The sequence below is a fragment of the Nonomuraea sp. NPDC003709 genome (genome assembly GCF_040610775.1).
Classification (GTDB): domain Bacteria; phylum Actinomycetota; class Actinomycetes; order Streptosporangiales; family Streptosporangiaceae; genus Nonomuraea; species Nonomuraea angiospora_A.
This window is the reverse complement of the sequence record NZ_JBEXMW010000030.1, coordinates 26,288-52,355: the sequence shown is the minus strand read 5'-3', so window position 1 is coordinate 52,355 and position 26,068 is coordinate 26,288. Positions and strand designations below refer to the sequence as shown.

Here is a 26,068-nt window from a genome sequence, read left to right as displayed (position 1 = left end):
CTGTGCGTATCCCGACGTACAGTCGTGTGCTTTCCACTCCCACGCCGTCCCAACCGGCCACGGGGCAGGTCACGTACGCGTCGCGGCGGCGACGATCGTCGCCGCGAGCGCCGTTCGGTGGTCCTTCGCCCAGGGCGGCCCCAGCGCCGCGCGCGGACCGTACAGGACCTCGCCGGCCCGCTCGGCCAGGATCCCGGCCGCCTGGCCCGCCACGTCCTTGGCGTCGTAGAAGTGGACGGCCCAGCCGCGCTCGTGGGCGAGTTCGGCCAGGATCTGGCGGTACATGACGGAGTCCGCCCGGGCCTCGTACGGCACGCGCCGCTGGACGGCGATGTCGTCGGGGAAGTCGAGCGGCCAGGCCCGGAGCGAGAGCGAGACGATCGGTTCGGGCAGCGCGGATGCGAGCTCGTCCAGCGAGGCCGACGTCGCCCGGGCCGCCGACGCCCGCACGCGGGCCACCAGTTCGGCGGCCGCGGCATCGTCGAGACGTCTGCCGTCGTGGTGGATGGGCGCCGCCGGCACGCCGGGCTCGATCAGCTCGATCCGCCGGCGGTCCACCACCTGGTGGTCGGCCGATGCCGTGACCGCCACGGCCCAACCGAAATGATGGGCTATCCCCACGCGCATGGCTCCGATTATGCTCCCGCCCGCCCCTTTCGGCCCGGGACGCGGGGCCGCGGGCCGCGCCTTGGGCGACGGCACGGTAGACAGAATGGACGATGGCGTGCCGCGGCCGTGTTTCCGCCGGTGATTTCCGACGACGCCCCGGACGGTGCCGCCGTCGGCCCGGCCGCCGCGTCCCACCCTCTCCCCGGCCCGCGCCGGACGCGGTCGCGGGGCCATGGGGAGGACGGACGAATCATGCGGGACGGCGGGCGGTTCGTGCCCGTGAGCGTCGAGACGCTGATCAGCGGCACCGCCGGGCGGCGGCGGAACCCGCGCGAGTCGCGTGCCGGCCCGCCGCGAGAGATATCGCCGCGGCGAATTTCGTCGCAGGCGTACGACGGGCGGAAAATTTAACGGCAGATTTACCCGCGGTTGGAATTCACCGTCGAGGCAGTTCGACGAAGTCGTGAGAATTATTGGTGTCGTCGTGTACACCGAGCGTGGTAATCGCTGCTTTCCTCATATTTCCAAGGTAAATGCCAAAGCCCCGTCAGGCAATAAGCCGGCCTACCGAAATATGCCAAATTATTCATTCTGAATCGACGGACAATGCCGCGCTGATTTCCCGGTCGCCGACGCGGATCTGGACGGCCGCCAAGGCGGTGAGCGCCTGCTCCTCGAGCTGGCGGAACCCCTGGCGGCGCGCGTCGTTGAGCGCCTCGTGGCCGTGGGCGGACGCCTGTTCCAGGTTCCCCAGATCGCAATGGGCGCCGGCCAGCCCGATGAGGGACTCCAGCCGGGGCTGCCAGTTGCCGACCTCGCGGGCGATGGCCAGCGCTCTGCCGTGCTCCTCGGCGGCCTGCTCCGGGCGCCCGAGATAAGTGCGTACGGTGGCCCGGGTGTTGAGCGTGTCGGCCTCGGCCCGGCGGTCGCCGATCGCGACGGACAGCTCCACCGCGCGGTCGGCGAGTTCGAGGGCGCTGTCGTACCGGCCGGCGTCACGGTGGACCGCGGCCAGCGTGTTCAGGACGAGGACCTCGCCGTAGCGGTTGCCCGACTGGCGGAAGATGGGCAGGGCGCGGTCGAGGTAGTCCAGCGCGCGGTCGAGTTCGCCGAGATCGTGGTAGATCTCGCCCATGTTCTCCAGCGCGATCGCCTCCCCGTTGCGGTAGGCGGCCTGCTGGTAACGCGCCAGGGCCTCGTGCTGGAGTTCGGCCGCCCGCGCCAGTTGCCCCTGGCTGCGGTAGACCATGCTGAGGTTGGCCAGGCTGGTGGCGTGGATGGTGCGCTGGCCCGTCTGCCGGGCGATGGCGATGGCCTGGCTGTAGTGGTCGGCGGCCTCCTGCAGGGAGCCCAGCTTCCAGTGCACGTTGCCGAGGTTGTTGAGCACCGCGCACTCGCACTCGCGCCACCCGGAGCGCTGGGCGAGCTTCAGCGCCTGCGCGTAGTGGCTCAGCGACTGCGGATGCATGCCCCGGCTCTGGAAGACCTGCGCCATGCTGAGCTCGGTGGCGGCCTGGGCGGTGAGGTCCCCGTCCAGGCCGGCGGCCGAGCGGGCGGCCTCGGCGACGGCCTGCCAGTCGTTCGGGTCGCGCCGCAGCGACAGGTAGCCGCGCAGCGTGTCGGCCAGCCGCCAGGCCACCTCCCGGGGGCCGTGCGCGGCCGCGTACGTGATGGCCGCGATGAGGCCGGAGCGCTCCGCGTCGAGCCACGCCAGCGCGCTCGCGGGCCCCTCGAACGTCAGCGGGGACTGCTGGCGCGGCGGTCCCGCCAGCTGCAGGGCCTGCGGGTAGAGCAGGCGTTTGGCCTCGTCGGCGACCCGGAGATAGAAGTCGAACAGGCGCGCGAGTGCGCTCGTCCGCTCGGCCCCGTTCGCGTTGTCCCGGGCGTAGAGCCTGATCAGGTCGTGGAACCCGTACCGGCCCGGAGCGGTCTGCAGGATCAGGTGCGTGCGCTCCAGGCGGTCCAGGGCCCGCCGCACCTGGTCGGCAGGGGCGGCGGCCAGCGCCGCGGCGGCCTGCGGGGTGAGGTCGGGGCACGGGCTCAGGCCCAGCAGCCGGAAGAGGCGCTGGTCCGGCTCGTCGAGGGCGGCGTACGACAGGTCGAACGCGGCCCGCACGGCGGCCCGGCCGTCCCCGTCGACCTGCAGGGCGTTCAGGCGGTCGCTTCCCGCGAGCTCCGTGACGCCGTCGATGATGGCGCGCGTCGGCTGCCGGGACAGGTTGATGGCGGCGATCCGGAGCGCGAGCGGCAGGTAGTCGCACAGCAGCGCCAGCCTGGCGGCGGCGTCCGCCTCCTGACGTACGCGGTCGGCCCCGAGGATCCGGGCCAGCAGGGTCCGCGCCTCGACCGGGTCCAGCACGGCCAGCGGGAGCGGCCGGGCGCCGTCGAGGGCGACGAGCCCGTTCAGCCGGTCCCGGCTGGTCACCAGGGCCAGGCAGTCGGTGGCGCCGGGGAGCAGCGGGCGGACCTGCTCCGGCGTCGCCGCGTTGTCGAGCAGGACGAGGACGCGTTTGCTGGCCAGGAGGGTCCGGTACAGGGCGGCCGCCTCGTCCGCGTCCGCGGGCACCTGCTCGGGGACGACCCCGAGGGAACGCAGCAGGCGGGCCAGCGCCTGCTCCGGCCGCATCGGCGGCCCGGTGGCGAAGCCGCGCAGGTCGACGTAGAGCTGGCCGTCGGGGAAACGATCGCGGATCCGGTGCGCCCAGTACAGGGCCAGGGCGGTCTTGCCGACCCCGGCGGCGCCGGTGATCGCGATCGTGACCGGCGTGCTCGTGTGGTCCTGAACGTGCTCGTCCAGCCACCTGAGCTGCCCGGCCCGGCCGGTGAAGTCGGAGACGGAGCGCGGCAGCTGCGCCGGCACGGCGGGCGGCGCGGGTCCGGCCGCCAGGACGCGATCGGGCTGCGGCAGCAGCACCGGGTCGTTGCGCAGGATGGCCACCTCGAGCCGCTGGAGTTCGAGGCTGGGGTCGATGCCGAGCTCGTCGGCCAGGCGGCGGCGGGCTCTCCTGGCCTCCTCCAGGGCCGTGTGCGTCTGCCCGCTGCGGTACAGGGCGATCATCAGCTGGCAGGTCAGCCGTTCGCGGAACGGATGGCATCGGGTCAGCTCGGTCAGCTCGTCCAGCAGCTGGCGGTGGCGGCCGAGCCGTAACCCGGCGTCGATCTTGTCCTCCAGCGCCACCAGCCGCGACTCCTCCAGGCCGCTGCCCAGGCGCTCCTGGGTCTCCGGAGGCGCCGCCCCGGCCAGCACGGGACCGCGCCACAGGCTGAGGCCCTGGTCGAGCAGCGCCACCCGGCGCTCGTCGTCGGGTTCCGCCCGGGCCCGCTGCACCAGGCCGCGGAAGCGATGGGCGTCGATCCGCTCCGGGTCGGTGCGCAGGACGTATCCCGCGCCCTGCGCCGTCAGCGTGGCCTCGGCCTGGGCGGGGTCGGCGCGGGCCAGGATCGAGCGCAGCTGGGAGACCGACACCCGGATCGCGTGCTGTGCCGTCCGCGGGCGGGACCCCGGCCAGTTCAGCTCGACCAGCCGCTCCACCGTGACGGGATGGTTGGCCTCCAGAGCCAGAACCGCGAATGTCAGCCGCTGTTTGCGTGGGCCCAGTCCGACGCGCTGCCCGTCCGAGTAGGCTTCGACGGCGCCGAGCAAGCGGAACTCCAACATGAGTCACACTCCGGTATGGATTTCGCTCTCATGGTCTGTCACGCGTTGGGGTTTCTCAAGACCTCGAAATCAGTCTCCGACGGCGCTTTGATCGGACTCTGAAGTAACTATGAACGCCCTCTCCCACTATTTACTCGGAGCCAGAACAATGACGCTGAGGGTGGGCAATGGCTGATTTTCCGGCTGTCGCGGAGGCGCCGCCGCCGCGGACCTTTCGGCTGGCGCACGCTTCACGGGGCGCGGTCATGGACTCGGCCCGGCTGGCGCTGCCCTGCGCGATCACCCGTGAGTGGGCCTGGGGGTCGGCCACCGGCTCCGGCGTGCGGGTCTGCCTGATCGACAGCGGGGTCGACGCGCCCCACCCGGTCTTCACCAGGCCCATCACCCCGCTCGCGGTGACGGGTGACGGCCTGGAGGTCGTGCCCGACGAGGTCGGCGACCAGGCGGGCCACGGGACGGCCTGCGCGGGCGTCATCCGGGCCATGGCCCCGGACTGCGAGCTGACCAGCGTCCGCGTGCTCGGCAGCGGGCTGCATGGCCGCGGCGAGGTGCTGCTGGCGGCGCTGGAGTGGGCCATCGAGCAGCGCTTCTCCCTGGTCAACCTGAGCCTGTCGACACGTCGCGCCGAGCACAAGGAGGCCCTGCATGATCTCGTGGACAGGGCGTTCTTCGCCGGGGTCACCATCGTGGCCTCCGCCCACAACCGGCCGGTGCGCAGCTATCCGTGGCACTTCCCGAGCGTGATCTCGGTGGGTTCGCACACCCTGGCGCTCGCCGAGCACATCGAGTGCAACCCGGAGCCCCCGGCCGAGTTCTTCGCGCGCGGGATCGGGGTGGAGGTGCCGCTGCCCGGCGGCGGGACCTCGCGCCTGACCGGCAACAGCTTCGCCACACCGCACATCACCGGGTTGTGCGCGCGCGTACTGCAGCGGCACCCGGGCCTTGCCACCGGCCAGCTCAAGCACGTGCTGGCGGCCGTCGCGAACAACCGGACCTGAGGAGGCCACCATGGGCGTGGGCATCCCTGATTCCCTGACCTCCTCGCTGGGGAGGCTGCTGCGTCCCACCGAGCACGACGAGTTGCTGCGGTCGGCCGTACGGCTCGCCCGGCTGACGTTCTCGGCGTCGGCCGCGTCGGTGTTCCTGTACGACGAGGGGCGCGACCGGCTGGTGTTCGAGGCGTCGTCCGGGGAGGGCGAGGACCGGCTGCTCGGGGTGGCCATCCCGACCGGGCGCGGCGTCGCCGGGTGGGTGTTCCAGACCGGCGAGACCGTGCTGCTCAGCGACGTCCAGGAGGATCCGCGCTTCGACCGGGAGTTCGCGCAGAGCACCGGATACGTGCCGAAGATCCTGATGGCGGCCCCGCTGGAGCTCGAGGACCGCACGATCGGCGTGATGGAGGTGCTCGACCCGGCGCTGCAGCGGTTCGGGGAGATGGCGGCCATCGACCTGTTCACCGAGCTGGCCGCCCAGACGGCGATCACGCTCACGCTCATGGCCGCCGCCCGCTCGCTGACCCGGAGCGCCAGGGAGGGTCTCACCCCCTGGAGCCGGCTGGAGATCGCGCTCAGCCGTACGGAGGCCTCCGACACCGCGGTGGACGAGCTGCTCAACGCGCTGAGCAAGTTCGTCACCGCCACCACCGGCCACGGAGCGACCTGATGCATCTGGCCGAGATGGCGGTGCTGCGCGCCGTGCCCGCCGCGGGCGTCTTCCTCGCCCTCACCCGCCGCTGCCCGCTGTCGTGCGCGCACTGCTCGACGGAGTCCGCCATGGACGGCGCGGAGCACGCGGAACGGCCTTTCCGGCGGCTGGTCGCGTCCTTCACCAGGCAGGAGCATCCGGAGTTCATCGCCATGTCCGGGGGTGAGGCGCTCCTGCGGCCGCAGCTGGTGCGCGACCTCGCCGACTCGGCGCGGCTGTCGGGGACGCGGTCGTACCTGCTGTCCGGGCTGTACTTCGCCCGGGACGGGCACGCGGTGCCGCCCGCCCTGCGGGCGGCCATCTCGGCGGTCGATCACTTCGCGGTCAGCCTCGACCGCTTCCACGAGCGGGAGGTGAGCAGGCGCGCGGCCTTCCGGGTGCTGCACGAGATCCGTTCCTGGGGGCCGCAGGTGAGCGTGCAGATCACCGGGGACGGCGGCGCGGACCCCTACGTCGCGGACCTGGTGCGCGAGGTGCGGGAGGAGTTCGCCGACCAGGTGCCCATGCTCGTGGTGCCGCTCCGGCCGGTCGGGCGCGCGAAGACCCTGGACGGCCCGCGCGCCGGCCCGAAAACCCTGCCCGCCGCGCCCGCGCCGTGCGAGATGGCGGCCTGGCCGCTGGTCACCTACGACGGAACGGTCCTCACCTGCTGCAACGACGACCTCGCCGCCGCCGCCCGCCCACCGCACCTGGTGCTCGGGCACGCCGATGAGGATCCCTGGCCGGTGCTGCGCCGGCGCCACCTGGACCGGCCGCTGGCGCGGGCCGTGCGGATGTTCGGGCCGCGTTACGCGAAGGCGCGGTTCGGATCGGGCGCCGCCGCTCCCGGCTACTGCGACGTCTGCGTCACCCTGCATCAGGACCGCGGGCTGGGCGAACGGGTCGCCGGGTATCTGGACTCGCCTGCCGGTCCGGCGATGGAGAGCGCCGTACGCGGTCTCGTGGAACGGCACGGCCCGTACGGCTTCGCCCGCCGCCACGGCATCACGCGCTACAGCGAGCTGGTGACGCTCGGCTGGGAGGGTCGGGAGCGGTGATGCGCCGGTTGAGGCTAGCGGACATCGAGCGGCTGCGACGTACGCGTGGCCGCACCGTGCTGCTCTACCTCACCGATCGGTGCCCGGTCGGGTGCGCGCACTGTTCCGTCGCCGCGCTCCCGGCCGGCCCGCGCATCACCGACCACCGCCTCTTCGCGGACATCCTGGCGGGGATCTGCGCCGAACCCGGCATCGAGGCCGTCGCGATCTCCGGCGGCGAGCCGTTCGCCGAGCGTCGCGGGCTGATCCTCGCCGTGGACGCGTTCTCGGACGCGGGCAAGGACGTCGTGCTCTTCTCCAGCGGCCACTGGGCGTCGGGGCCCCGATGCCCGCGGTGGATCACGCGGGTGCTGGAACGGTCCTCGACCGTGATCCTCAGCACGGACCGCTTCCACCAGGCCGCCGTCGACCGGCGGCGGTTCGGCCGCGCCGTCGAGCACGCGGCGCGGGCCGGCTGCCACATCGTCCTCCAGCTCCTGGACGAGCCCGGCGCGGTGCCGTTCGCCGAGGGGATCCTCCGCGACACGCTGGGGGACGACTGGTCCCGGCGCGCGGAGATCACGCTGATCACCCCGCTGCGGGCGGGCCGGGGCAGCGGCGTCTTCGCCATCGGGCGCCGCCACGGCGTCGCCGAGCTGGGCGCGTGCCCGCTGACCGCGTCGCCGACCGTCCGCTATGACGGCGTGATCACGGGCTGCTGCAACGAGAGCGTCATCACGGGCGGCGGCCCTCAGGGACTGCGGCGGCGGGCGACCGGCGCGGCCGAGGTGCGCGCCGCGCTGGCCGCGTTCCGCGACGACCCGCTGCTGCGCGCCGTCGGTTCGGTCCGGCCGGACGACCTGGTACGGCTGCCGCCGTTCGCCGCGCTCGCCCGCGCCCGCTACCCGGACGTCTGCGGCCTGTGCTGGCGCCTGCACGAGACCGCCGGGGACGACGGGGCCCGGTTGCTGACCGCCCTCATGGGCCGGGGAGGCGGGACATGACCACCAGCCTGCGCCTGATGGCCAAGATCGACCTCGTCATGCCCGCGCTGCTGGCCAGGACGGAGCGGATGTGGCGGCATCCCGCACCGCGCGAGCTCTATCTGGAATGGCTCAGGGCCCTGCACGGCATGCTGCGCGCGACCGTACCGCTCATCCTCGACGCCACCACGGCGTGCCTGGCCCGCGACGACGAGATCGCGCGGGGCGTCGCCGTCTATCTGGCCGGGCACGTGCACGAGGAGTACGGCCACGACCAGGACGTGGTGAACGACTACGCCCGCGCGGGAGGCGACGCCGAGACCCTGTTCACGGACCCGCCGCCGCCCTGCGTCGCCGCGGTGGTCGGCAGCCAGTACTACTGGATCAGGCACGCCCACCCGGTGGCGCTGCTCGGGCACGTCGCCGTCCTGGAGGGCTACCCTCCCCCACCCGATCTGGCGCCCCTGCTCTCCCGGCGCACGGGCCTGCCGCTGGACGCGTTCCGCACGCTGGTGACCCATGCCGTCGTGGACGGCACGCACCGCGAGGAGCTGTGGCGCGCGATCGACGGGCTCCCGCTCACCCCCGAGGCGGAGTCGCTGATCGGCCTGAGCGCACTCAACACGGCATACGGCCTGGCGCAGCTCGTCGACGCCGTCCAACTGCGCGCGAACGCCGCAGGAAAGGAGAGGTCATGGCGACCATCGACCAATTGGAAGCCGCCGGCTTCGACCTGACGACCGCGTCAGAGGAGCAGATCGCGGTGCTGCAGTCGCTCAGCGACGAGGAACTCCAAGTGCTCGCCTCCATCAAGGCGCGCATGGAGGAGGCCGCGGACGTCGAAGCGCATGCGTACGCGAGCGGCGGCTGGTGCTGGTGACCGGTGATGCGACCCTGCGCTCAATGCGGCGGTGAGAACCCCGCCGCCGCCCGCTTCTGCATGTCGTGCGGCAGTGCCCTGTCCCCCGCGTCCGCCCCCCGCACCACCCTGCGGTTCGTGACCGTGCTCTTCGGCGACGTGGCCGGCTCGACGGAGCTCGCGCGCGGCCTCAGCCCCGAGGTCTGGCAGGGCACGCTGGCCACGTACTTCGCCGACGTGAGCCGGGCGGCGACCGAGCAGGGCGGCCGGGTGGAGAAGTTCATCGGGGACGCCGTGGTCGCGGTCTTCGGGGTGGAGGCCACCCACGAGGACGACGCGGTCCGCGCGGTGGCGTGTGCCCGGGTCTCCCTGGAGAGGATCGCGCGCCAGGCCGCCGACCTGCGCCGTACGCGCGGGGTGGACTTCTCGGTCCGCTTCGGGATCGCCTCGGGACAGGTCGCCCTCTCCGAGCGGGACTCCTCGTTCGCGATCGGCGAGGTCATGAACCGCGCCGCCCGGCTCCAGGCCGCCGCGCCGGCCGACGGCATCGTCATGGACGTGCGGACCTGGCTGCTCGTACGGGGAGCCGTACCCACCAGGTCCATCGAGCCGATCGCGGCCAAGGGCTTCAGCCGGCCGCTGCGGGCCTGGCAGATCGCCGACACCCCGGAAGGACACGCCGACGAGGCGCGCACGCCGATGGTGGACCGCCGTTCCGAGCTGGACGAGCTCGTCGCCGCGCTGCGGGACGGTCTGCGCCGGCCGGGCGTCCCCGCCGTGGTGCTGTCCGGCGAGCCGGGCGTCGGGAAGTCCCGGCTGGTGACCGAGGCGGCGCGGCGGATGGCGCCGGACGCGCGGTTCCTGACCCTGCGCTGCCGGCGCGACGGCCGGCGGCTGGGCTACTGGCCCCTCTACCAGCTGGCCGCGGCCCTGGGGGGAGACGTGCCGAGGGGGCAGGGGCCCCAGGGCAAGGAGGAGATCTTCTGGACGCTGCGGGAGCTGCTGCGGGAGGCGGCGGAGCGGCGTCCGGTCGTCCTCGTCCTCGACGACTGCCAGTGGATGTCCCCGGCGGTGCGGGAGTTCGCGGAGGGCCTGGACGATCCGGACCTGGACGTCCGGGCCGTGCTGATGCTCAGCGGCCGGGTGGACGAGCCGCCGCTGACCCGGGGGCCGGTGACCACGCTGCGCGTCCCGCCCCTCGGCCCGGCGGACGCCCAGGAGCTGGCGGAGACCGTCGCCGCCCGGCTCGGGCCGCTCCCGCTGAGCGACGACCTCGCCCGGCGCAGCGCCGGCAACCCGCTCTACCTCGAACAGCTCGTCCACCTGCAGGTGGATGCCGAGGGCCGGACCGATCTCATCGCGCCGAGCGCGGAGGCGGCGGTGGGCGCCCGCCTCGACCAGCTGGGCGTGGACGCCCAGCGGCTGCTCGCCATCGCCGGCGCGCTCGGCGGCGGCTGCGTCGCCGGGGATCTGGAGAAGGTCGCCGCGGCCCTGGACCCGCCGCTCGACCAGACCTTCGACGAGACGCTCGCCCAGCTGCTCGGCGACGGGCTGCTGGTCACCCGGGCGGGCCCGGCCGGCGAGCTGGAGGTCGAGTCGCCGGTCGTCGCCGAGGTCGCGTACGGCAGGCTGCCGCTCGCCGACCGCGCCCACGTGCACGCCCAGGTCGCGGACCTGGCCGAGGCCCGCGTCGACCGCCATCCGTCGGAGATCGAGCTGTGCGCCCTGCACGCCGGGCGCGCGCACGCCGCCTGGCTCGAACTGCGCCCGGGCGGGCCGGAGGAGCGGCACGCCGCCGCCCGCGCGGCGCGTGCTCTGTGCGCCGCCGCCCAGTTCGCGGTCTCGCGCGGCGACCTGTCGATGGCGCTGCAGACCGCGAGCCAGGTCGGCCGGCTCGACTCCGGCCTGCCCGGCCTCGAACTGGAGATCGCGGCCGTCGAGACGTACGCCACGGCCGCCGCCGGACGGGCGGACGAGACCCTGGCCCGGATCGCGGAGGCCAGGAAACGCTGGGACACCGACGACAATCTGGCGGCCGCGGTGCAGCTCACCCTCAACGAGGCGGTGGCCCGCTCCACGATGACCGGGCGATGGCACCGGTCCCTGATCGGCCAGGCGCGCGAGCTGGCGTACCGGGCCGACGACCCGGCGGCGTACGCCAGGGTGCTGCTGCTCGAAGGCATCGGGCACATGGAGGACGGCGACTACGTGACGGCCGAAGGCGTGCTGCACAAGGCGTTCGGCCACGCGCGGCGGGCGCGCTGGTGCTTCGGCGCCACCGAGATTTACGGGAACCTGGCGCTCTGCCTCGCCTACGGCGACACCCCCGCCCCGGCGGCCACGGCGATCTGCGCGCAACTGCACGCCGAGCTCAAGGACGCCCACACGGTACGCGCGGCCGTCGGCTGCCCGGCGGCCCTGCTCGCGGACATGACGTGCGACTCGGCCGCCGCCACGAACCTGCTCGACGAGGGCCGGTCCATCCTGGCCGGGATCGGGCACCAGCCCGGCCTGGCCGGGTTGGACATGTTCCGGGCGACCCTCGCGGAACGGCACGGCGACCACGACGGCGCCGGGCAGGCCCTGGAGCGCGCCATCCGGCGGTTCGACGCGATCGGGTTCAGCGCGGGCGCGCAGTCGGCCAGGCTCTGGCACGCGACGTTCGGCGGGTACGACCCGCCCGATGCGGGCCCGCCTGTCGCACAGAGCGCCGGCAGCTGGGACGTCGAGGTCCTGATCGAGCAGGCCGCCGCGGCCGCCGCGCTCCGCGAGGGCCGCCCGGACGCGGCGGCCGAGCACGTGGCCCGCGCCGGCGCCCGCCTCGACGGGGTGCGCGGCGCGGGCGCCCGGCTCACGCCCCTGCTCGTGTCGCTGCGGCTGGCGGCCGGCTGCCGGGACCGCGGGCTCGCCGAACGGGTGGCCGGCCTCGCAAGGGCGGACGCCGAGGTGAAACGCGACGTCAGAGCCATGCGCACGATCGACGCGCTCGTATGAGCCGACTATGAACCGACTCTGAAGCCCCTCCCTGACGATCGTTGAGACGGCACCGAGGAGGTGGGCGAATGAAGCGGACAGCGGAATCCGAGGTCCTGCCGGGGACGGTCCTGGAGGACACGACGGAGCGCTGGCTCCAGTTCGGTCTCACGCCGATTCGGGAGCGGTCCGGCGACCTCTACGCGGAGCTGGCCGGGACCGCCCGGCAGGCCGTCCGCGACGGGCTGGCCCGCGACTTCTTCTTCATGCACAAGCCCCCCGGCCTGCGCATCCGTTTCCGGCCGGCGTCGCCCGAGCTCGACGCGCTGGTGCGCGACCGGCTGACCGCCTGGCGGAGGGACGGCGTGCTCGGCGACTGGCGTCCCGGCGTGTACGAGCCGGAGACGTACCTGTTCGGCGGGCCGGAGTCGATGCGCAGCGTCCATCGGGTCTTCACCGCCGACTCGCTGGCCTGGCTCGACTACCACCGGCTCCGCCTGGCCGGTCACAACCCCGGCCCCTCGTGGGCGATGTCGCTGCTGCTGCTCCGGTCGCTGTTCGGCGCGCTGCAGATCGTGGGCTGGGAGGATCTCGGAGTCTGGGAGCGGGTACGACGGCACCGCCCCCTCGCCGCGAGCGCCGTCGCGGATCCGCGGTTCGCGCGGCTGGCCGCCGCGCTGCGGGAGGTCTGGCCGTCGCCCGACGCGCTGGCCGCCAAGCTGTCCCCCGACGCGGCGGACCTCGCCGAGGACCACCGGCAGGTCGTCCGGCAGGAGGGCGAGCGCTGGTTCCGCGACTACTTCGAGAGCGGATCGGCCGCCATGGGACCGCGCGCGGTGGCGTCGTACCTGGTCATCTTCCACTGGAACCGGGCGAACCTGCCGTCGGTGCGGCAGGCCCTGATCGCCGAGGCGCTGCTGGCCCGTGAAGAGGGTGACGCGCGGTGACCATGATGAGCGAATCGGCCGTGCTCCGCGTCGCGGGGCTGCCCATCCGGCTCTGGCTGGAGGCCTCCTCCCCCGACCTGTTCGCGTGCGTACGCGCGCTGAACCACATCCATGACGACTACCTCCGGGAGGCGTCCGACCTCGCCGGACGGCTCGGGGACGAGGTGGTGCCGAGGCCGGAGCTGCCGGCCGCGGCACGGCGGGCGGTCCTCGCCGTACGGCGCCGCCTGCATCAGGGCCAGGCCCTCACCGGCGACCAGGCCCGCCGCCTGCGCGAGATCGTGACGGCCCCGGGCCTGACCGCCCACCTGGACCGCGTGGCCTCGCTGTCCGGCGAGCTCCTGCGGCTGGAGGAGCAGGCCGGGGCCCAGGTCGAGAAGGAGCACGACCGCCTGCTGGCGGCACCGTGGCACCTGCTCGGCTCCGTGCCCGGCGGCCGGGCCTGCCTGCCCTCCGACGTGCTCGCGGACATCGAGCGGCGGCTGGCCCAAGGCGAGCCGTGGACCTCCAAGAAGCTGCGCAGGCGCAGCGACTACCTCTGGCGGATGATCGCCCGCGGCGCGGTCAAGACCACCCCCCGGACCTGGCTTGGCCAGGTGTCACTGGTGCCCATGGCGGAACAGTCGCCCGGCCTCTCGGTGAACGGCCAGGTCGCCGTCGACTGGACGGAGAACGTGCACGCCAGGAGGCTGGAGCTGGCACGATCGGCCGCGGACCGGCTGCGCCGGGATCACCGGCTGTCGATGACGCCCCTGCACCGGGTGGAGGGCGACCGCCTCGCGGTCTGGACGGTCGATCAGACCTCCGCCACGCCCGACCTGCTCGCCTACCGGCTGCGGCGGAGCCCCGCGCTCGACCGCATCGTCGAGGCCCTGCGATCCGGCGTCCGACCGGTGTCCGCGCTGGAGCCCGGCTCGCCCCCGGGTCTCGTCGGCAAGCTCGTCCGGCTCGGCGTGCTGGAGGTCTCGGCGCCGCTGAGACAGCGGCGCGGCCGATGGGAGAAGACCTCCGGCTCGACCGCCTCCGACGCCGGTGCCGGGTTCGTCGACGTGTACCGGCGCGCCGACGGCGCCTTCACCGCCGACCTGGCGGCCCTGCAGCGGGCCTTCGAGCAGTACCGCAGGCTCGGCCTGCTGATCGGCGAGGACGAGCCCAGGCCGGAGAGCAGGCTGCGGGAACGGATCGGCCCGCGACCGCGCCCCGTCATGGACGTGTTCGCCGAGGAGCTGGCGGCCCGGACCGAGGAGGGAGAGCTGAACCGCGGCGCTCTCCCGCAGAACGCCTGGCCGCCGGCGCACCGCCCCGGCTCCGGCTACGCGCGGCTCCTGGACCTGATGGCCGCGTCGCCGGACGCGGCACCCGTCATCGACATCACCCCGGCGATGCTCGACGCCGTCGGGGCACCGGACGCCCCGATCACCTGGCCGGTCGATTGCGTGGTCCGCCCGCTCCCCGGCGGCGGGTGGGTGCTGGACAACGCCGGCCCGGCCGCGGTCCTCGACGCGCGCTTCGTCGAGACGCTGCGGCGGCTGCACGGGACGGTGCCGGCCGCCGACGCCTACCGGGCGTTTCTCGCCGAGCTCGACCGAATCAGTGGCGTACCGTCAGTGGAGCTGCTGATTCCGCCACTGGTATCGCAGGCAGCCAACGCGATCCGCAGGCCGAGGTACACCTCCCTCTGGACCGGCGACCCCGACCCCGGCCATTACGGCACGACGTGGCGCACCGGAGCGGCGCGGTACCTGCCGCTGGGAGAGCTCACCGCGCATCGTGAAGCGGATCGGGTCGTGATCTCCCACGCCGGGAGACCCGTACGGATCTGCACCCATGCGACGCGCAGCCCCCTGACGCCGTGGAGCGTGCTGACCCGGATCCTGTGCGCCGACTCCCAGCAGCATGCCCCCCGTTTCCGCCGGTTGCGCTGCTCGCTCACCGCGTTCCCCGGACGCTCCTTCGTCCCCCGGATCACCGTGGCGGGATCGCTGGTGGTCTCCGCCGCGCAGTGGCGGATCGCCGCCGATCGGCTGGACGTCGCCGGCGGCGGAGACCTGGCCGGGCTCCGGGCGCTCAGCAGGCTTCGGGACCGGCTCGGGCTGCCCCGGTGGGTGTTCGTCGCCGGCCCGTCCGGATACCGGCCGCTGGCCTGCGACCTGGAAAGCGTGCGCGCGGTCCGGGTGTTCGAGCAGGCCCTGAAGGAGCTCGCGGCCGGGGACGAGCTCACCGTCACGGAGATGTTGCCCGCGGCCGACGAGCTGAGCGTGTCGGACCACGGTACCGAGCGGGTGGCCGCGGAGGTCGCCGTTCGATTGCCCCACGCGGTGCCGCCCACAGCGCTGGCGGCCGCCGCTGCCCAGATTTCGGCCGGCACGACGTGACCGGCCGGATGCCGAAACACCCCGTCAAGGCAAGAGAGAAAGGTGGCCCAGCCATGGCCGAGAACACCGCCCCCGAGCCCCAGGACATCCCCGAGCCCCAGGACGACGTCGAGGAACTGGTCGACGAGCTCGAGGTCCACAGCATTTCGGACCCCGCGTTCACCGACCCGTGCAGCGGAATGTGCACCGGGACCTGCTGAACCGCGATCGCCAGGGGCGCCGCGAACAGGCGGCGTCCTTGGCGATCCACATGTGAGCCGGCATCCGCTGAAAGGGCATCGTCGTGACATCGACCCACGTGCTCGAACGAGCCGCCGTGCAGGCGGTCGCCGAGACACTCCTTCGGGAATACGCCGTGCCGGCCGAGCCGGCGCAGAACAGGCCGGACTCCGGACCGGCCATCCTCGCCGCGCTGGCCGCCGGTCAGACTCGTCCGCCGGACGAGTCAGCCGCCTCCCGCGCCGTGGTCACGTGGCTGCGCGACTTCCGCAGCCCTCACTACCACCCGGGCCTTTTCGGCGGCGGCGCGTCGTCCAGGATGTTCGGCCTGCGGATCGCCGCCACGGCGTGGCCGCGGCTGAACGAGCCGCTGGCGAAACAGCGGGCCAGGCTCATCGAGTACGTGGCCGCCCCGCGCTGGCGGACCACGAAGGTCGGCTGGGAGGACTACGACCTCATCGTGGGCCCGGCAGGCGTCCTCGTGGCGTTCGCCATCGATCCCGGCATCGACGCCGCGGGCCGGGCACCGCTGATCGCCCGGCTGGCACTGCTCTGCGAGGACGAGGCACTGTCCAGGTTGCGGGTGGGCCAGTACGAGGGCGAGAAGCTGCGCGGCTGGAACGTCGACCGCATCAATCTGGGCCTGGCCCACGGGCTGCCCGGCATCGTGACCGCCCTGCGCGCCGCCGCCGACGCCGACGGGCTGAGCGAGGAGCTGAACGACCTGCTGCGCCGGCTCGCGGGCCGGCTGGTGGCCGAATCCTACGTCGACGACAGAGGTGTGATCACCTGGCCGTTCGGGACCACCCGGCTGGACGGCCATCGCGCGCCCAAGGGAGACGGGCGGCGGCAGGCGTGGTGCTACGGCTGTCCCGGCAACGCCTGGACACTGTGGGAAGCCGCACGCGTGCTCGGCGACGACGACCTGGCCGCCTTCGCCCTCGAGTCGGCGCGATCGTTCCTGGCGGCGTACGACGATGACCTTTATCTGGACGACCTGGGCATCTGCCACGGGGCCGCCGGACTGATGCTCGTGTTCGACTCCTTCGCCCGATGCGCCGGGCTGCCGGAGGCGGCGAAACTCGCGGATCACCTGACGGACCACCTCATGGGCCGCCTCGACGAGCCCGCCGCGCTCGCGGAGACCGGCTGGTCCTTACTGATGGGCGCACCCGGGATGCTGTCCGCGCTGCTGACGAGGAGCGGAGGTGACCGGCGATGGCTGGCCGCACTGGGACTGAGGTGACCGGCGGTCGCGGCGCGAGCGGCGTGCTGGAGGTGGTCCGCCTCCTGCCGCGCGTGTCGCTCCCGCTGACCGCTGCCCTGACCGCCGTCGTGCTCCTGCAGGCCCTGCTGAGCAGCGGATTCATGCTGGCCGGCGCCGCCGTCGTCGGAGACGTGGCAAGCCGTGCGGCCGGGGACGCGGGCCTCGCGCTGGATCTGGCCGTCTTCATCGCCATCTTCGTGGCGCGGCTGGCCCTCACGCCCGTCCTGGGGATGATCTCCGCCGAGCTGGCGCGGCGGCTCAACGCGACTCTCGGCCAGACGACCCTCGAAGGAGCGCTTCGGCCGGTCGGCATCGGTCATCTCAGCGATCCCGCGATCGCCGACCGCATCCAGCTCGCGCAGGGACTGGCGACGGGCTATCCGCCCGGCGACGCCGTGACGTCTCTCACGAGACTCGCGACCAGCCGGTTGGGCGGGCTCGCCGCGGCGATCCTGCTCGCCACCGTCGAATGGTGGCTGCCGCTGCCGCTGGCCGCCGCGTGGATCACGCTGTCCCGATGGCGGCTGCGCGAGGTCAGGAAGGCCGTGGACGCCGAGGAAGAGTCGATGCCCGCGCTCCGGCAGGCCGCCTACGCCCGGGATCTCGCGATCGGCGACGCCGCGGCCAAGGAGGTCAGGGTCTTCGGCTTCCAGGACTGGCTGCACGACCGCTTCACCCGGGCCTGGCTCGTCGGCATGGACGCGCTGGCCGGGTCGGGCCGGCTGCTCAGCAGGACGGTGGGCCCGGTCGTGCTGGCGCTGGCCCATGCCGCCGTGTTCGCATACCTGGCCTTCGCCGTGGCGGGCGGGCGGCTCGACGTGGAGTCGATCACCGTCGCCCTGCAGGCCATCGCGGCCATGGCCGCGCTGGGCTGGATCGGGGACATCCAGTGGATCCTGGCCCAGGCGAGCGCCACCGTGCCGCACGCCCTGGCGGTCGGCCGGCTCGGGGTGGAGGCCGAGCTCAGCCGGCCGGACACCGTCGCGCCGGACGAGCGGTGGCCCGCGCAGGGGATCCGGTTCGAGGACGTACGGTTCGGCTATCCCGACCGTCCGGTCCTGAAGGGCCTGGACCTGAGCATCCCGGCCGGTTCGTCACTGGCGATCGTCGGGATGAACGGCGCGGGCAAGAGCACGCTGATCAAGTTGCTGGCCCGGCTCTACGACCCCGTCTCCGGCCGGATCACGGTCGACGGCGTGGACCTGCGTACCCTCGACCCGCTCGCCTGGCGCCGCCAGCTGGCGATCGTCTTCCAGGACTTCGTCCGCTACGAGCTGTCCTTGCGGGACAACGTCGGATTCGGACGGCTCGACGCCGACCGCTCCAACGGCGCGTTCGACCGTGCCGCCAAGCTCTCCGGCCTCAACGACTTCCTGCCCAGGCTCGCGGCGGCGTGGGACACCCCGCTCAGCCGCAGGTTCGAGGGCGGCACCGACCTGTCCGGCGGCCAGTGGCAGCGCGTCGCGCTGGCCCGCGCGCTGTTCGCGGTCGAGCACGGCGCCCGCGTGCTCGTCCTCGACGAGCCGACCGCCAACCTCGACGTGCGCGCCGAGGCCGAGATCTACCAGCACTTCCTGGAGATCACCCGCGGGCTCACCACGATCCTGGTGTCCCACCGGTTCGCCACGGTACGGCTGGCGGACCGGATCTGCGTGATCGACGGCGGCGAGGTCATCGAGTACGGCTCGCACGAGGAGCTGATGGCGCTCGACGGGCGGTACGCCCACCTGTTCACCCTGCAGAGCGCGCCGTTCAGGGAGGCCCGCCATGTCTGACCGAACCTCCCCGCGCGTCGCCGTCCGGGCCATGGCCCTGCTGATCGGGGCCGCCTTCAAGGCCGACGCCCCCCGGGCCGCCCTCGTCCTCGGGCTCGCGCCCGTGGTCGGCGCGGTCGCCGCCGTGACGGCGGTCGGCCTGCAGCGCATGGTGAACTCGGCGGTCGAGGCGGACCTGCCCGGCATGCTGACCGCCGCCCTCATCCTGGCGGGCGCGCTCGTCGCCGGCCAGCTCGCGGGCACGGTAGCCGCGGACCTGCGCATCCGGCTGCAGCAGCGGGTCGGGCTCCTGCTCGACCAGCGCATCATGGCGATGACCAGCGGCCTGCCGCACCTGGACCACCACGAGTACCCGCCCTATCAGGACCAGCTCGAACTGCTCCGCAGCCACCGCACCTCGCTCGGCTCGGCCTTCGGGGCCCTGGTGGAGAACCTGCGGGCGCTCGTCGCCTTCGGCTCCACCGTCGCGCTGCTGATGAGCGTCCGCCCGGAGTTCCTCCTCCTGCTGTTCCTGGCCCTGCCCACGGTGCTCGCCGTACGGCGTGGCGAGCAGGCCACCGCCAGGGCGGAGGAGACGACCGTGGCGCCGGCGCGGCTGCGGCAGGGGCTGTTCACGACCGCCTGCTCCCCGAGCGCGGCCAAGGAGCTGCGGGTCTTCGGCCTGCAGGAGGAGATCGCCGGCCGCCACCGCGCCCTGTGGGAGCAGGTCGACAGGCCCCGGCGGCAGGCGGAGGCGCGTACGGCCATGTGGACCTCCGTCGGCTGGCTGATCTTCGGCGCGGGCTTCGCCGGCGCGCTCTACCTCGTCGTCACGGCGGCGGTGCAGGGTCAGGCGAGCCCCGGTGACGTCGTCCTCACCATCGCGCTGGGCGGCCAGCTGACCGGCAGCGTCTCCGGGTTGATCCAGATGCTCACCTGGATGCAGAAGACACTGCGCGCCATGGGCTACTACCTGTGGCTGGACGACCATGCCAGGGCCCGCATCCGGCCGCGGGAGGCAGGCACCCCCGCGCCCTCCGCCGGCTCCGACCTCGTCCTGGAGAACGTCTCCTTCAGCTATCCGGACGCCGCCCGGCCGGTGTTGCGGGACGTGTCGCTGCGGCTTCCCGCCGGCCGCACCGTGGCCGTCGTAGGCGAGAACGGCGCCGGGAAGACGACGCTGGTCAAGCTGCTGTGCCGGCTGTACGACCCCACCGCGGGCCGGATCACGTACGGCGGGAGCGACCTGGCCGGCTACGACGTCCAGGCCTGGCGCGACCGGGTGACGGCCTGCTTCCAGGACTTCTGCCGCCTGGAGTTCCTGCTGCAGGAGTCGGCCGGCATCGGCGACCTGCCCCGCATCGACGACGAGCCCGCCGTCAGGGACGCCCTCGACCGCGCGGGCGGGTCCGGCCTGCCCGGCCTGCTCCCCCATGGCCTGCGGACCCAGCTCGGCCCCACGTTCCCGGGCGGCACCGACCTGTCGGGCGGGCAGTGGCAGAAGGTCGCGCTGACCCGTTCGATGATGCGGGACGCGCCGATCCTCCGCGTCCTCGACGAGCCGGCCGCCAGCCTCGACCCGGCGAGCGAGTACGAGATCTTCCGGCGCTTCCAGATCGCCGCGGACCAGACGGAGAACGGCACGATCACGGTCTTCGTCTCCCACAGGTTCGCCACCGTGCGCACCGCCGACCTCATCGTGGTCCTGGACGGCGGCACGATCCGCGAGCTGGGCAGCCACGCGGAGCTCATGGCCCTGGACGGCCTGTACGCCACGCTCTACCGGCTGCACGCCAAGGGGTACGAGGAGACGAAGCCTTCGTGGACCGACGCCCTGGACAAGGACTTCGAGGACGCGCCACCGGTGGCGGCCGAACTCTAGGAGTAGCGCTCGCACACCGTGAACGCCACACTCCTGGTGGCCTTCGACGGTGTCAGCAGGTGGAAGACGATCGTGTGCCGGCCCGGTTCGAAGGCTCCGAAGGGGTTGCGCCGGTTCTTGGTCGTGCCGGTCACCCAGTCCGTCTTCCAGCCCTCGTCCTGGCCGTCCACCACCCAGCGGTAGCCGTACTCCACCTGCCTGCCCGACGGGCCCCTGAGCGAGGCGACCGGGAAGAGGCTGGGCGACCAGCAGCCCTTCTCGGTCTGCAGGCCGTCCAGCGTCAGCGACACCAGGCGTACGGTCCCCGCCGGCGCGGCCGTGGTCTTCGTGGCCTTCGTGGGCGTGGGGGTCGGCCGGGCGCGGGAGACGGTGGGGGTGGAGCCGGCCGTCCTGGTGGGACGCGCCTTCCTGACCGGCGCGCTGGGCGTCTTGGCGGGGGTCCTGGCAGGTTTCTTGGCCGACGCGCTGGGTGTGCCGGTGGCTCCCCGGCCCGCGGCCGAGGGTGAGGGCGCCGGCGTCGTCGCCACGCTGGGGGCGGCCGTCGTCGCCGGTGCGGGCATCCACATGATCGCCCCGGCCACCAGGGCCCCGGCCACCGCCAGTGCCCCGGCGCCCGCCAGCAGCGCCTTTCCGCGCGGGCGGCGGGCCACGGTGCCGTCCCGGTGGCTCGCGACCTCGCCCGTCGGGCCGGTGGGCGAGGCGCCGATGAGCCGGAGCAGGACGTCCTGCATGGCGGGCCGGGCGGCGGGGTCCTTGGCCAGGCAGGCCAGCACGATCGGGCGCAGCGGACCCGGCAGGTCACCCAGGTACGGCTGGTCGTGCAGGATGCGCCGGATCACCGCGGGCAGCGAGTCGTTGCCGAACGGAGGCGTCCCGGTGGCGGCGAACACCATCACCGACGCCCACGCGAACACGTCCACCGCGGGACCGAGCGGGGCGCCCGCGAGCTGCTCGGGTGCCATGTACGCGGGCGTGCCGACGATGCTGCTCGTCACGGTCAGCGAATGGCCGGCCGCGCGGGCGATCCCGAAGTCGATGACCCGCGGCCCGTCCCGGCCGAGCAGCACGTTCGCGGGCTTGAAGTCGCGATGCACCACCCCGGCCCGGTGGATCGCCGCCAGCGCGGTCGCGGTCGCCACCGCGAGCCGCTGCAGGTCGGCGCCGAAGTGGCGACCGGCCTGATGGAGCGAGGGCCCCTCGACGTACTCGGTCACGATGTACGGCCGCCCGCCCAACGAGGCGTCGAGAACCTGGGCGATGCAGAACGGCTCCACCCGGCGCGCCGCGTCGATCTCCTTGGCGAAGCGATGGTCGTCGGCCAGTCCGTCCACCAGCACCTTCACCGCGACCCGCCGCCCGTCGGGCCCCTGCCCGAGGTAGACCACGCCCTGGCCGCCCACGCCCAACCGCCCGAGCAGCCGGTAGGGGCCCACGGCCGGGGGATCCTCGGGCAGGAGCGGGTTCATCACTCCGTCCCGACCGGGCAGATGGTGAACGAGAGAGCCCTGGACGCCGTCGCGGGCGAGGTGACGCGGAGGGTGATCTTGTGAGGGCCGTTCGACGTCACGAGCGGGCCGACGACCTGCATGGTGTGGGATTCGGCGATGACGGACTCGGAGCGCTCGACCACGCGTCCGTCCAGGATCCATTCGTAGTGGAACCTGGTGGCCAGCTTGGTCCCCTCGACCAGGCCGAAGGTGTTGGTCTGGCCGATCTGGCAGTCCTGGGTGTTGGCCTTCCTGGCGCCCATGGCCCGGATCCAGACCACCCGGAAGGAGCCACCGCCCGACGAGGGCTTCGCCGACGCGGTCGTCGGCTTGGGAGCGGGCTGCGTCGGCTTCACGGTCTTCTTCACGGTCGGGGTCACCGGCTCCGACGGACTCTTGCTCCTTTTCGGACGCTGGCGCGCTTTGGTCGAAGTCGGAGTCGAAGTCGAAGCGGGAGCCGGGGTCGAGGTCCGGGCCGGCGTCCCGGCGGAGGTCAACGCCAGTGCCTGCGTACTCGGCCGCTGTGGCTGGAACCGGACGTTCGTGGCCGCCCAGGCGACGGCGCCCGCGACCGCCAGCGCCCCCACCCCGGAGACGACCGCGATGACCGCCGTCCCCTTCCCGCGCCGCCGCCGTCCCGGGACCGTGGACACACCGCTGCCGCCGCCGGCCCCGGCCGGAGGCCCGGGGGCCTGCCCGCCCAGGAGCCACAGCAACACGTCCTGCATGCTCGGCCGGTGGGCCGGATCCTTGGCCAGGCACGCCAGGAGGATCGTGCGCAGCGGTTGCGGCAGGTCGCCGATCTGCGGCTCGTTGTGCAGGATGCGGTTGATCACCGCGGGCAGCGAGTCCTCGCCGAACGGAGGCGTCCCGGTGGCGGCGAACACCATCACCGACGCCCACGCGAACACGTCCACGGCCGGCCCGATCCGCTCACCGGCGAGCTGCTCGGGCGCCATGTACGCGGGCGTCCCCACGATGCTGCTGGTGGCCGTCCCCCCCGCTTCGACGGACCGGGCGATCCCGAAGTCGATCACCCGCGGCCCGCCCTGCCCGAGCAGCACGTTGGCGGGCTTGAAGTCGCGGTGGACGATGCCCGCCTGGTGGATGGCAGCCAGCGCGGTCGCGGTCGCCACCGCGAGCCGCTGCAGGTCGGCGCCGACGTGACGACCTGCCTGCTGGAGCGAGGGCCCTTCGACGTACTCGGTCACGATGTACGGCCGCGGGCCCAGTGAGGCGTCGAGAACCTGGGCGATGCAGAACGGCTCCACCCGGCGCGCCGCGTCGATCTCCTTGGCGAACCGCTCGTCGGCGAGCCCTTCGCGCAGCACTTTGATCGCGACCGGGCGACCGTCGGGCCCCTGGCTCAGGTAGACCACCCCTTGGCCGCCCGCACCCAGCCGCCCGAACAGCCGGTAGGGCCCCACGGCCGTGGGATCGCCCTCCCGCAGAGGCTCGACGCGCGACATGGGACTCCTGTGACGACTGTAGGGGATCTTCGGCACCATAGCGGGAAATGTCAGACGCAGTGCGCCAGTCAGGTAAACCCGCGCGAGATCAGGCCACAGCGCCCGGCCCGCCGTCGGCACCATGAGCCCTTACAGCTCACGAATGCCGGATGACCCGGCCGCTCGACCGCTCCCGCAGCATCCTGGCTAGGTGCCGGTCGAGGCGGGGGTGGGGGCGGTGGAGGAGCGGCGCAGGTCCGGGGTGAACGCGCCCACCGCGGCGACGGCGGCGAGGCAGAGCAGGCCGCCGCCGATCAGGGCCGCCGCCCCCGAGGTGGCGTCCGCGACAAGGCCTCCGCGCATGTTGCCGAGGTCGGGGCCGGCCTGCCCGACGATCTGTTCGGCGGCGCTGACCCGGCCGAGCAGCTCGTTCGGGGTGTGCAGCTGGACGATCGTGCTCCGGGACACCACGGAGACGGTGTCGGCGGCGCCGGCCAGGACGAGGAAGGCCAGCCCGGCCCACGGGTCGGTCGACACGCCGAACAGCGCGAGCGCCCCGCCCCACGTGGCCGATCCGGCGAGCATGACCACGCCGGGCCGGGGCAGCCGGGTGAAGGTCCCGGAGAAGACGGAGGCCACGACGCCACCGACGGCTATGGCCGTGAGGAACAGTCCGAGAGTGCGCGGGTCGCCGCCGAACCGCTCCGCGTTGATCAAGGGGAACAGGCTGATCGGCATGGACAGCACCATGGTGGCGAGGTCGGTGAGCAGGGCTCCGCGAACGACGGGAGTGCGGGACAGGAAGGCCAGGCCGTCCAGCACGCCGCGCAGTCCGGGGCGGGCGGGCGCGCCCTCGGGACTCATCCGCGGCAGACCGATCACGCCGTAGAAGGCGGCGACGAAGGTGAGCGTGTCGATCAGGTAGCAGCCACCGACGCCCAGCGCGCCCACGATCAGCCCGCCCAGCGCGGGGCCCATCAGCATGGCGCCCTGAAAGGAGATGCGCCTCAGCGCCAGCCCGGCGGCCAGCTGGTGCTTGGGCAGGAGGTGCGCGATGAACGTACGCGAGGCCGGGCCTCCGACAGCGCCGAAGCAGGAATGCGCGACCACCAGCCCCAGGATCCCGGCGGGCGGGAGGGGCCCGAAGAAGCCCTGGAGCGTGAGAAGGAGCGAGCACACGGCATGCCCGATGGTCGTGATCAGGCAGAGCCTCCGGCGATCCACCCGGTCGACGAGCGATCCGGCGAACAGCCCGAGCACCACGAGCGGGATCGCCTGCGCCAGGCCAACGGCGCCGGTCCACGCGGTGCTGCCGGTCATCTCCCAGACCTGGAACATCACCGCGACGATCGTCATCTGGCTGCCGAAACCGGACAGGGCCTGGCCGATCCATAACCGCCGGAACCGCGGCGACGACCGGAGCGGGGTCACGTCGAGCAGCGTGCTCCTCAGCCCCATTCGGGGTCCTGTGCCAGCTTCTCGGCGATCCGGTCGTGGAAGCTCCTGCGTTCGAGGGCCTGCTCGATGTCGGTGACGACCCGGGAGAGCGGATAGGGGAGCTCGGCCTCGAGGTCGGCGAGGGCGGCCTCGGTGGCCCGCCACTCCGCCGCCAGGCGGCCGATGACGCCTCGGGCGCGGTCGGTGAGCGTCACCTTCTTGCTGCGCGCGTCGCCGCCCGCGACGGTCTCGACCCAGCCGGCCTCGCGCATCGCGGCCACCTTCTGGCTGAGCGCGGAATGCGTCCGGTTGACCGACTCGGCCAGCTCGGTGATGGTCATCGGTCCGCGGGCGTGCAGCCGGAGCAGCTCCATCACGTAGCTCGGTTTGAGCCCCTCGATCCGCTCCTCGGCGTAGATCCGGGCGATGTCGGCGTCCATCGACGCCTGGAGCAGCCGCAGCGGGCGCCAGAGGCTCTGCCGGCTGGGGTCGAGCTCACGGGGATCGGCCATGAGCAAATCGTAACAGTACTTATATAAGCACTGTTAGATATCAGGCATGGCGCCGCACCCGTTCGTACGCGCACCTGGCCGACCGGCCTCGCCGGAGGCGGCGGCGAGCGGTGGCCGGAGTGCAGCAAGGCGGCACGAACACGGGCGCGGTGCGGGGCGGACGCCGTCGGCGGGACAGATACCGCCCCACGTTCCGCCGCAGGATGACGGTGCCGGCCAGCACCGCCAAGGCGATGAGGAAGGCGCTTTCGGCCACTTTTCTCGCCTCCTTACAGCGACTGCTCTTCGCACGACACTCGGCGCAGAAGCTATATATCCGCCACAGGGCCGCTACAGAGCTTCAGGCTTCCGGCCAGTTTCTGAGCAGGACGTCCAGCGCGTCCAGGGCCCTGGACCACGACACGTCCGCGCTGCGCGGGGTGGTGGCGAACCGGCCCGTCGTCTCCAGGGACACGTATCCATGGAAAGTGCCGCCCAGCAGCCGTATCGCGTCCGTCTGGTCGGGGTCCGACAGGTCGTAGCCGCGCAGGAGCGCCCGCGCCAGCTCCGAGTGCCGGCCCGCCGCGCTGGTGGCCGCCGCCACCGGGTCGAGTTCGAGCTGCGTCGCGGCGTACCTGCCCGGGTGCTCCTTCGCGTAGTCCCGGTAGGCGTTGGCGAAGGCCACCAGCGCCTCCTTGCCCGCCCGGCCGGCCAGCGCGGCGGCGACCCTGTCGGCGAGCTCCCCCATGGCCAGCTCCCGCACCCTGAACCGCAGGTCCTGCGCGTCCTTGACGTGCGCGTACAGGGCCGCGGGCTTGACCCCGAACCCGCGCGCGAGCGCCGAGACGGTCACGTTCTGGAAGCCGATCTCGTCGGCCAAATCCGCCGCCGCGCTGGTCAGCCGCTCCGGGGTCACTCCCGCCCGCGCCATGCGCCCACCTTTCTTACACCCTTTAAGT

At 73.2% G+C, this 26,068-nt stretch carries 21 protein-coding genes; 13 read left to right on the top strand and 8 right to left on the bottom strand.

Annotated features, from left to right (window positions below; translation table 11 throughout):
* Positions 1-69 precede the first annotated feature (69 nt).
* Both ABZX61_RS55270 and ABZX61_RS55265 read right to left on the bottom strand, forming a co-directional pair.
* Positions 70-627, bottom strand: a complete 558-nt coding sequence (locus ABZX61_RS55270; RefSeq protein ID WP_355208588.1) for a hypothetical protein — start codon at positions 625-627, stop codon at positions 70-72.
* 568 nt (positions 628-1,195) lie between these two features.
* Positions 1,196-4,267: a BTAD domain-containing putative transcriptional regulator gene (locus tag ABZX61_RS55265; RefSeq protein WP_355208586.1), complete on the bottom strand. Its 3,072-nt coding sequence runs from the start codon at positions 4,265-4,267 to the stop codon at positions 1,196-1,198.
* A gap of 167 nt (positions 4,268-4,434) precedes the next feature.
* Here ABZX61_RS55265 and ABZX61_RS55260 point away from each other — a divergent pair, with 167 nt between their 5' ends.
* The 13 genes from ABZX61_RS55260 to ABZX61_RS55200 all read left to right on the top strand — a co-directional run bounded on the left by ABZX61_RS55260 (position 4,435) and on the right by ABZX61_RS55200 (position 20,246).
* Positions 4,435-5,265, top strand: coding sequence for a S8 family serine peptidase (locus tag ABZX61_RS55260; RefSeq protein WP_355208583.1), 831 nt, complete (start codon positions 4,435-4,437; stop codon positions 5,263-5,265).
* Between the two features lie 10 nt (positions 5,266-5,275).
* Positions 5,276-5,929, top strand: a complete 654-nt coding sequence (locus tag ABZX61_RS55255; protein ID WP_355208581.1) for a GAF domain-containing protein — start codon at positions 5,276-5,278, stop codon at positions 5,927-5,929.
* Complete coding sequence (locus ABZX61_RS55250; RefSeq protein WP_355208578.1) at positions 5,929-7,008, top strand: hypothetical protein; 1,080 nt, start codon at positions 5,929-5,931, stop codon at positions 7,006-7,008. The genes ABZX61_RS55255 and ABZX61_RS55250 overlap by 1 nt, the downstream gene beginning before the upstream one ends.
* Positions 7,008-7,991, top strand: a complete 984-nt coding sequence (locus ABZX61_RS55245) for a radical SAM protein (protein WP_355208575.1) — start codon at positions 7,008-7,010, stop codon at positions 7,989-7,991. The genes ABZX61_RS55250 and ABZX61_RS55245 overlap by 1 nt, the downstream gene beginning before the upstream one ends.
* The gene (locus ABZX61_RS55240) at positions 7,988-8,707 is read left to right on the top strand and encodes an iron-containing redox enzyme family protein (RefSeq protein ID WP_355208572.1); all 720 of its coding nucleotides are present in this window, start codon (positions 7,988-7,990) and stop codon (positions 8,705-8,707) included. The genes ABZX61_RS55245 and ABZX61_RS55240 overlap by 4 nt, the downstream gene beginning before the upstream one ends.
* A complete protein-coding gene (locus ABZX61_RS55235) occupies positions 8,665-8,850 on the top strand; it encodes an aroma-sacti cluster domain-containing protein (protein ID WP_355208569.1) in 186 nt (61 codons plus the stop codon). The genes ABZX61_RS55240 and ABZX61_RS55235 overlap by 43 nt, the downstream gene beginning before the upstream one ends.
* A 117-nt stretch (positions 8,851-8,967) precedes the next feature.
* Entirely contained in the window at positions 8,968-11,823 is a 2,856-nt protein-coding gene (locus ABZX61_RS55230; RefSeq protein WP_355208567.1) for an AAA family ATPase, read from the top strand.
* Between the two features lie 68 nt (positions 11,824-11,891).
* Positions 11,892-12,749 carry a thiopeptide-type bacteriocin biosynthesis protein gene (locus tag ABZX61_RS55225; RefSeq protein ID WP_355208564.1) on the top strand — a complete coding sequence of 286 codons (858 nt, stop codon included), beginning with the start codon at positions 11,892-11,894 and terminating at the stop codon, positions 12,747-12,749.
* 2 nt (positions 12,750-12,751) lie between these two features.
* Positions 12,752-15,124, top strand: coding sequence for a lantibiotic dehydratase (locus tag ABZX61_RS55220; RefSeq protein ID WP_355208748.1), 2,373 nt, complete (start codon positions 12,752-12,754; stop codon positions 15,122-15,124).
* A 53-nt stretch (positions 15,125-15,177) separates the two neighbouring features.
* Positions 15,178-15,324 (top strand): hypothetical protein, encoded by a 147-nt coding sequence (locus tag ABZX61_RS55215; RefSeq protein ID WP_350733003.1) that lies wholly within the window; start codon positions 15,178-15,180, stop codon positions 15,322-15,324.
* Between the two features lie 83 nt (positions 15,325-15,407).
* Complete coding sequence (locus ABZX61_RS55210; RefSeq protein ID WP_355208560.1) at positions 15,408-16,589, top strand: lanthionine synthetase LanC family protein; 1,182 nt, start codon at positions 15,408-15,410, stop codon at positions 16,587-16,589.
* Positions 16,562-18,385: an ABC transporter ATP-binding protein gene (locus tag ABZX61_RS55205; protein ID WP_355208557.1), complete on the top strand. Its 1,824-nt coding sequence runs from the start codon at positions 16,562-16,564 to the stop codon at positions 18,383-18,385. The genes ABZX61_RS55210 and ABZX61_RS55205 overlap by 28 nt, the downstream gene beginning before the upstream one ends.
* Entirely contained in the window at positions 18,378-20,246 is a 1,869-nt protein-coding gene (locus ABZX61_RS55200) for an ABC transporter ATP-binding protein (RefSeq protein ID WP_355208554.1), read from the top strand. Before ABZX61_RS55205 ends, ABZX61_RS55200 begins: the two co-directional genes overlap by 8 nt.
* On the opposite strand, the gene ABZX61_RS55195 is transcribed toward ABZX61_RS55200, so the two are convergent.
* From ABZX61_RS55195 to ABZX61_RS55170, 6 genes are all read right to left on the bottom strand, one after another.
* Positions 20,243-21,712 carry a protein kinase gene (locus ABZX61_RS55195; RefSeq protein ID WP_355208551.1) on the bottom strand — a complete coding sequence of 490 codons (1,470 nt, stop codon included), beginning with the start codon at positions 21,710-21,712 and terminating at the stop codon, positions 20,243-20,245. The two genes, ABZX61_RS55200 and ABZX61_RS55195, sit on opposite strands and share 4 nt — an antisense overlap.
* Positions 21,712-23,202 carry a protein kinase gene (locus ABZX61_RS55190; RefSeq protein WP_355208548.1) on the bottom strand — a complete coding sequence of 497 codons (1,491 nt, stop codon included), beginning with the start codon at positions 23,200-23,202 and terminating at the stop codon, positions 21,712-21,714. The genes ABZX61_RS55195 and ABZX61_RS55190 overlap by 1 nt, the downstream gene beginning before the upstream one ends.
* Positions 23,203-23,388: 186 nt before the next feature.
* The gene (locus ABZX61_RS55185) at positions 23,389-24,639 is read right to left on the bottom strand and encodes an MFS transporter (protein ID WP_355208545.1); all 1,251 of its coding nucleotides are present in this window, start codon (positions 24,637-24,639) and stop codon (positions 23,389-23,391) included.
* Complete coding sequence (locus ABZX61_RS55180; RefSeq protein WP_355208543.1) at positions 24,630-25,130, bottom strand: MarR family transcriptional regulator; 501 nt, start codon at positions 25,128-25,130, stop codon at positions 24,630-24,632. The genes ABZX61_RS55185 and ABZX61_RS55180 overlap by 10 nt, the downstream gene beginning before the upstream one ends.
* A gap of 40 nt (positions 25,131-25,170) precedes the next feature.
* The gene (locus ABZX61_RS55175; protein ID WP_355208540.1) at positions 25,171-25,386 is read right to left on the bottom strand and encodes a hypothetical protein; all 216 of its coding nucleotides are present in this window, start codon (positions 25,384-25,386) and stop codon (positions 25,171-25,173) included.
* An 84-nt stretch (positions 25,387-25,470) separates the two neighbouring features.
* Positions 25,471-26,040, bottom strand: a complete 570-nt coding sequence (locus ABZX61_RS55170; protein WP_355208538.1) for a TetR-like C-terminal domain-containing protein — start codon at positions 26,038-26,040, stop codon at positions 25,471-25,473.
* Positions 26,041-26,068 lie beyond the last annotated feature (28 nt).

Excerpts from the sequence above, each read along its gene's own strand:
- ABZX61_RS55235 (WP_355208569.1), top strand. The coding sequence starts at position 8,665 with ATGGCGACCATCGACCAATTGGAAGCCGCCGGCTTCGACCTGACGACC.
- ABZX61_RS55170 (WP_355208538.1), bottom strand. The coding sequence starts at position 26,040 with ATGGCGCGGGCGGGAGTGACCCCGGAGCGGCTGACCAGCGCGGCGGCG.
- ABZX61_RS55220 (WP_355208748.1), top strand. The coding sequence starts at position 12,752 with ATGATGAGCGAATCGGCCGTGCTCCGCGTCGCGGGGCTGCCCATCCGG.
- ABZX61_RS55185 (WP_355208545.1), bottom strand. The coding sequence starts at position 24,639 with ATGGGGCTGAGGAGCACGCTGCTCGACGTGACCCCGCTCCGGTCGTCG.
- ABZX61_RS55265 (WP_355208586.1), bottom strand. The coding sequence starts at position 4,267 with ATGTTGGAGTTCCGCTTGCTCGGCGCCGTCGAAGCCTACTCGGACGGG.
- ABZX61_RS55200 (WP_355208554.1), top strand. The coding sequence starts at position 18,378 with ATGTCTGACCGAACCTCCCCGCGCGTCGCCGTCCGGGCCATGGCCCTG.
- ABZX61_RS55215 (WP_350733003.1), top strand. The coding sequence starts at position 15,178 with ATGGCCGAGAACACCGCCCCCGAGCCCCAGGACATCCCCGAGCCCCAG.
- ABZX61_RS55195 (WP_355208551.1), bottom strand. The coding sequence starts at position 21,712 with ATGAACCCGCTCCTGCCCGAGGATCCCCCGGCCGTGGGCCCCTACCGG.
- ABZX61_RS55190 (WP_355208548.1), bottom strand. The coding sequence starts at position 23,202 with ATGTCGCGCGTCGAGCCTCTGCGGGAGGGCGATCCCACGGCCGTGGGG.
- ABZX61_RS55245 (WP_355208575.1), top strand. The coding sequence starts at position 7,008 with ATGCGCCGGTTGAGGCTAGCGGACATCGAGCGGCTGCGACGTACGCGT.
- ABZX61_RS55255 (WP_355208581.1), top strand. The coding sequence starts at position 5,276 with ATGGGCGTGGGCATCCCTGATTCCCTGACCTCCTCGCTGGGGAGGCTG.
- ABZX61_RS55225 (WP_355208564.1), top strand. The coding sequence starts at position 11,892 with ATGAAGCGGACAGCGGAATCCGAGGTCCTGCCGGGGACGGTCCTGGAG.
- ABZX61_RS55260 (WP_355208583.1), top strand. The coding sequence starts at position 4,435 with ATGGCTGATTTTCCGGCTGTCGCGGAGGCGCCGCCGCCGCGGACCTTT.
- ABZX61_RS55205 (WP_355208557.1), top strand. The coding sequence starts at position 16,562 with ATGGCTGGCCGCACTGGGACTGAGGTGACCGGCGGTCGCGGCGCGAGC.
- ABZX61_RS55180 (WP_355208543.1), bottom strand. The coding sequence starts at position 25,130 with ATGGCCGATCCCCGTGAGCTCGACCCCAGCCGGCAGAGCCTCTGGCGC.
- ABZX61_RS55240 (WP_355208572.1), top strand. The coding sequence starts at position 7,988 with ATGACCACCAGCCTGCGCCTGATGGCCAAGATCGACCTCGTCATGCCC.
- ABZX61_RS55270 (WP_355208588.1), bottom strand. The coding sequence starts at position 627 with ATGCGCGTGGGGATAGCCCATCATTTCGGTTGGGCCGTGGCGGTCACG.
- ABZX61_RS55250 (WP_355208578.1), top strand. The coding sequence starts at position 5,929 with ATGCATCTGGCCGAGATGGCGGTGCTGCGCGCCGTGCCCGCCGCGGGC.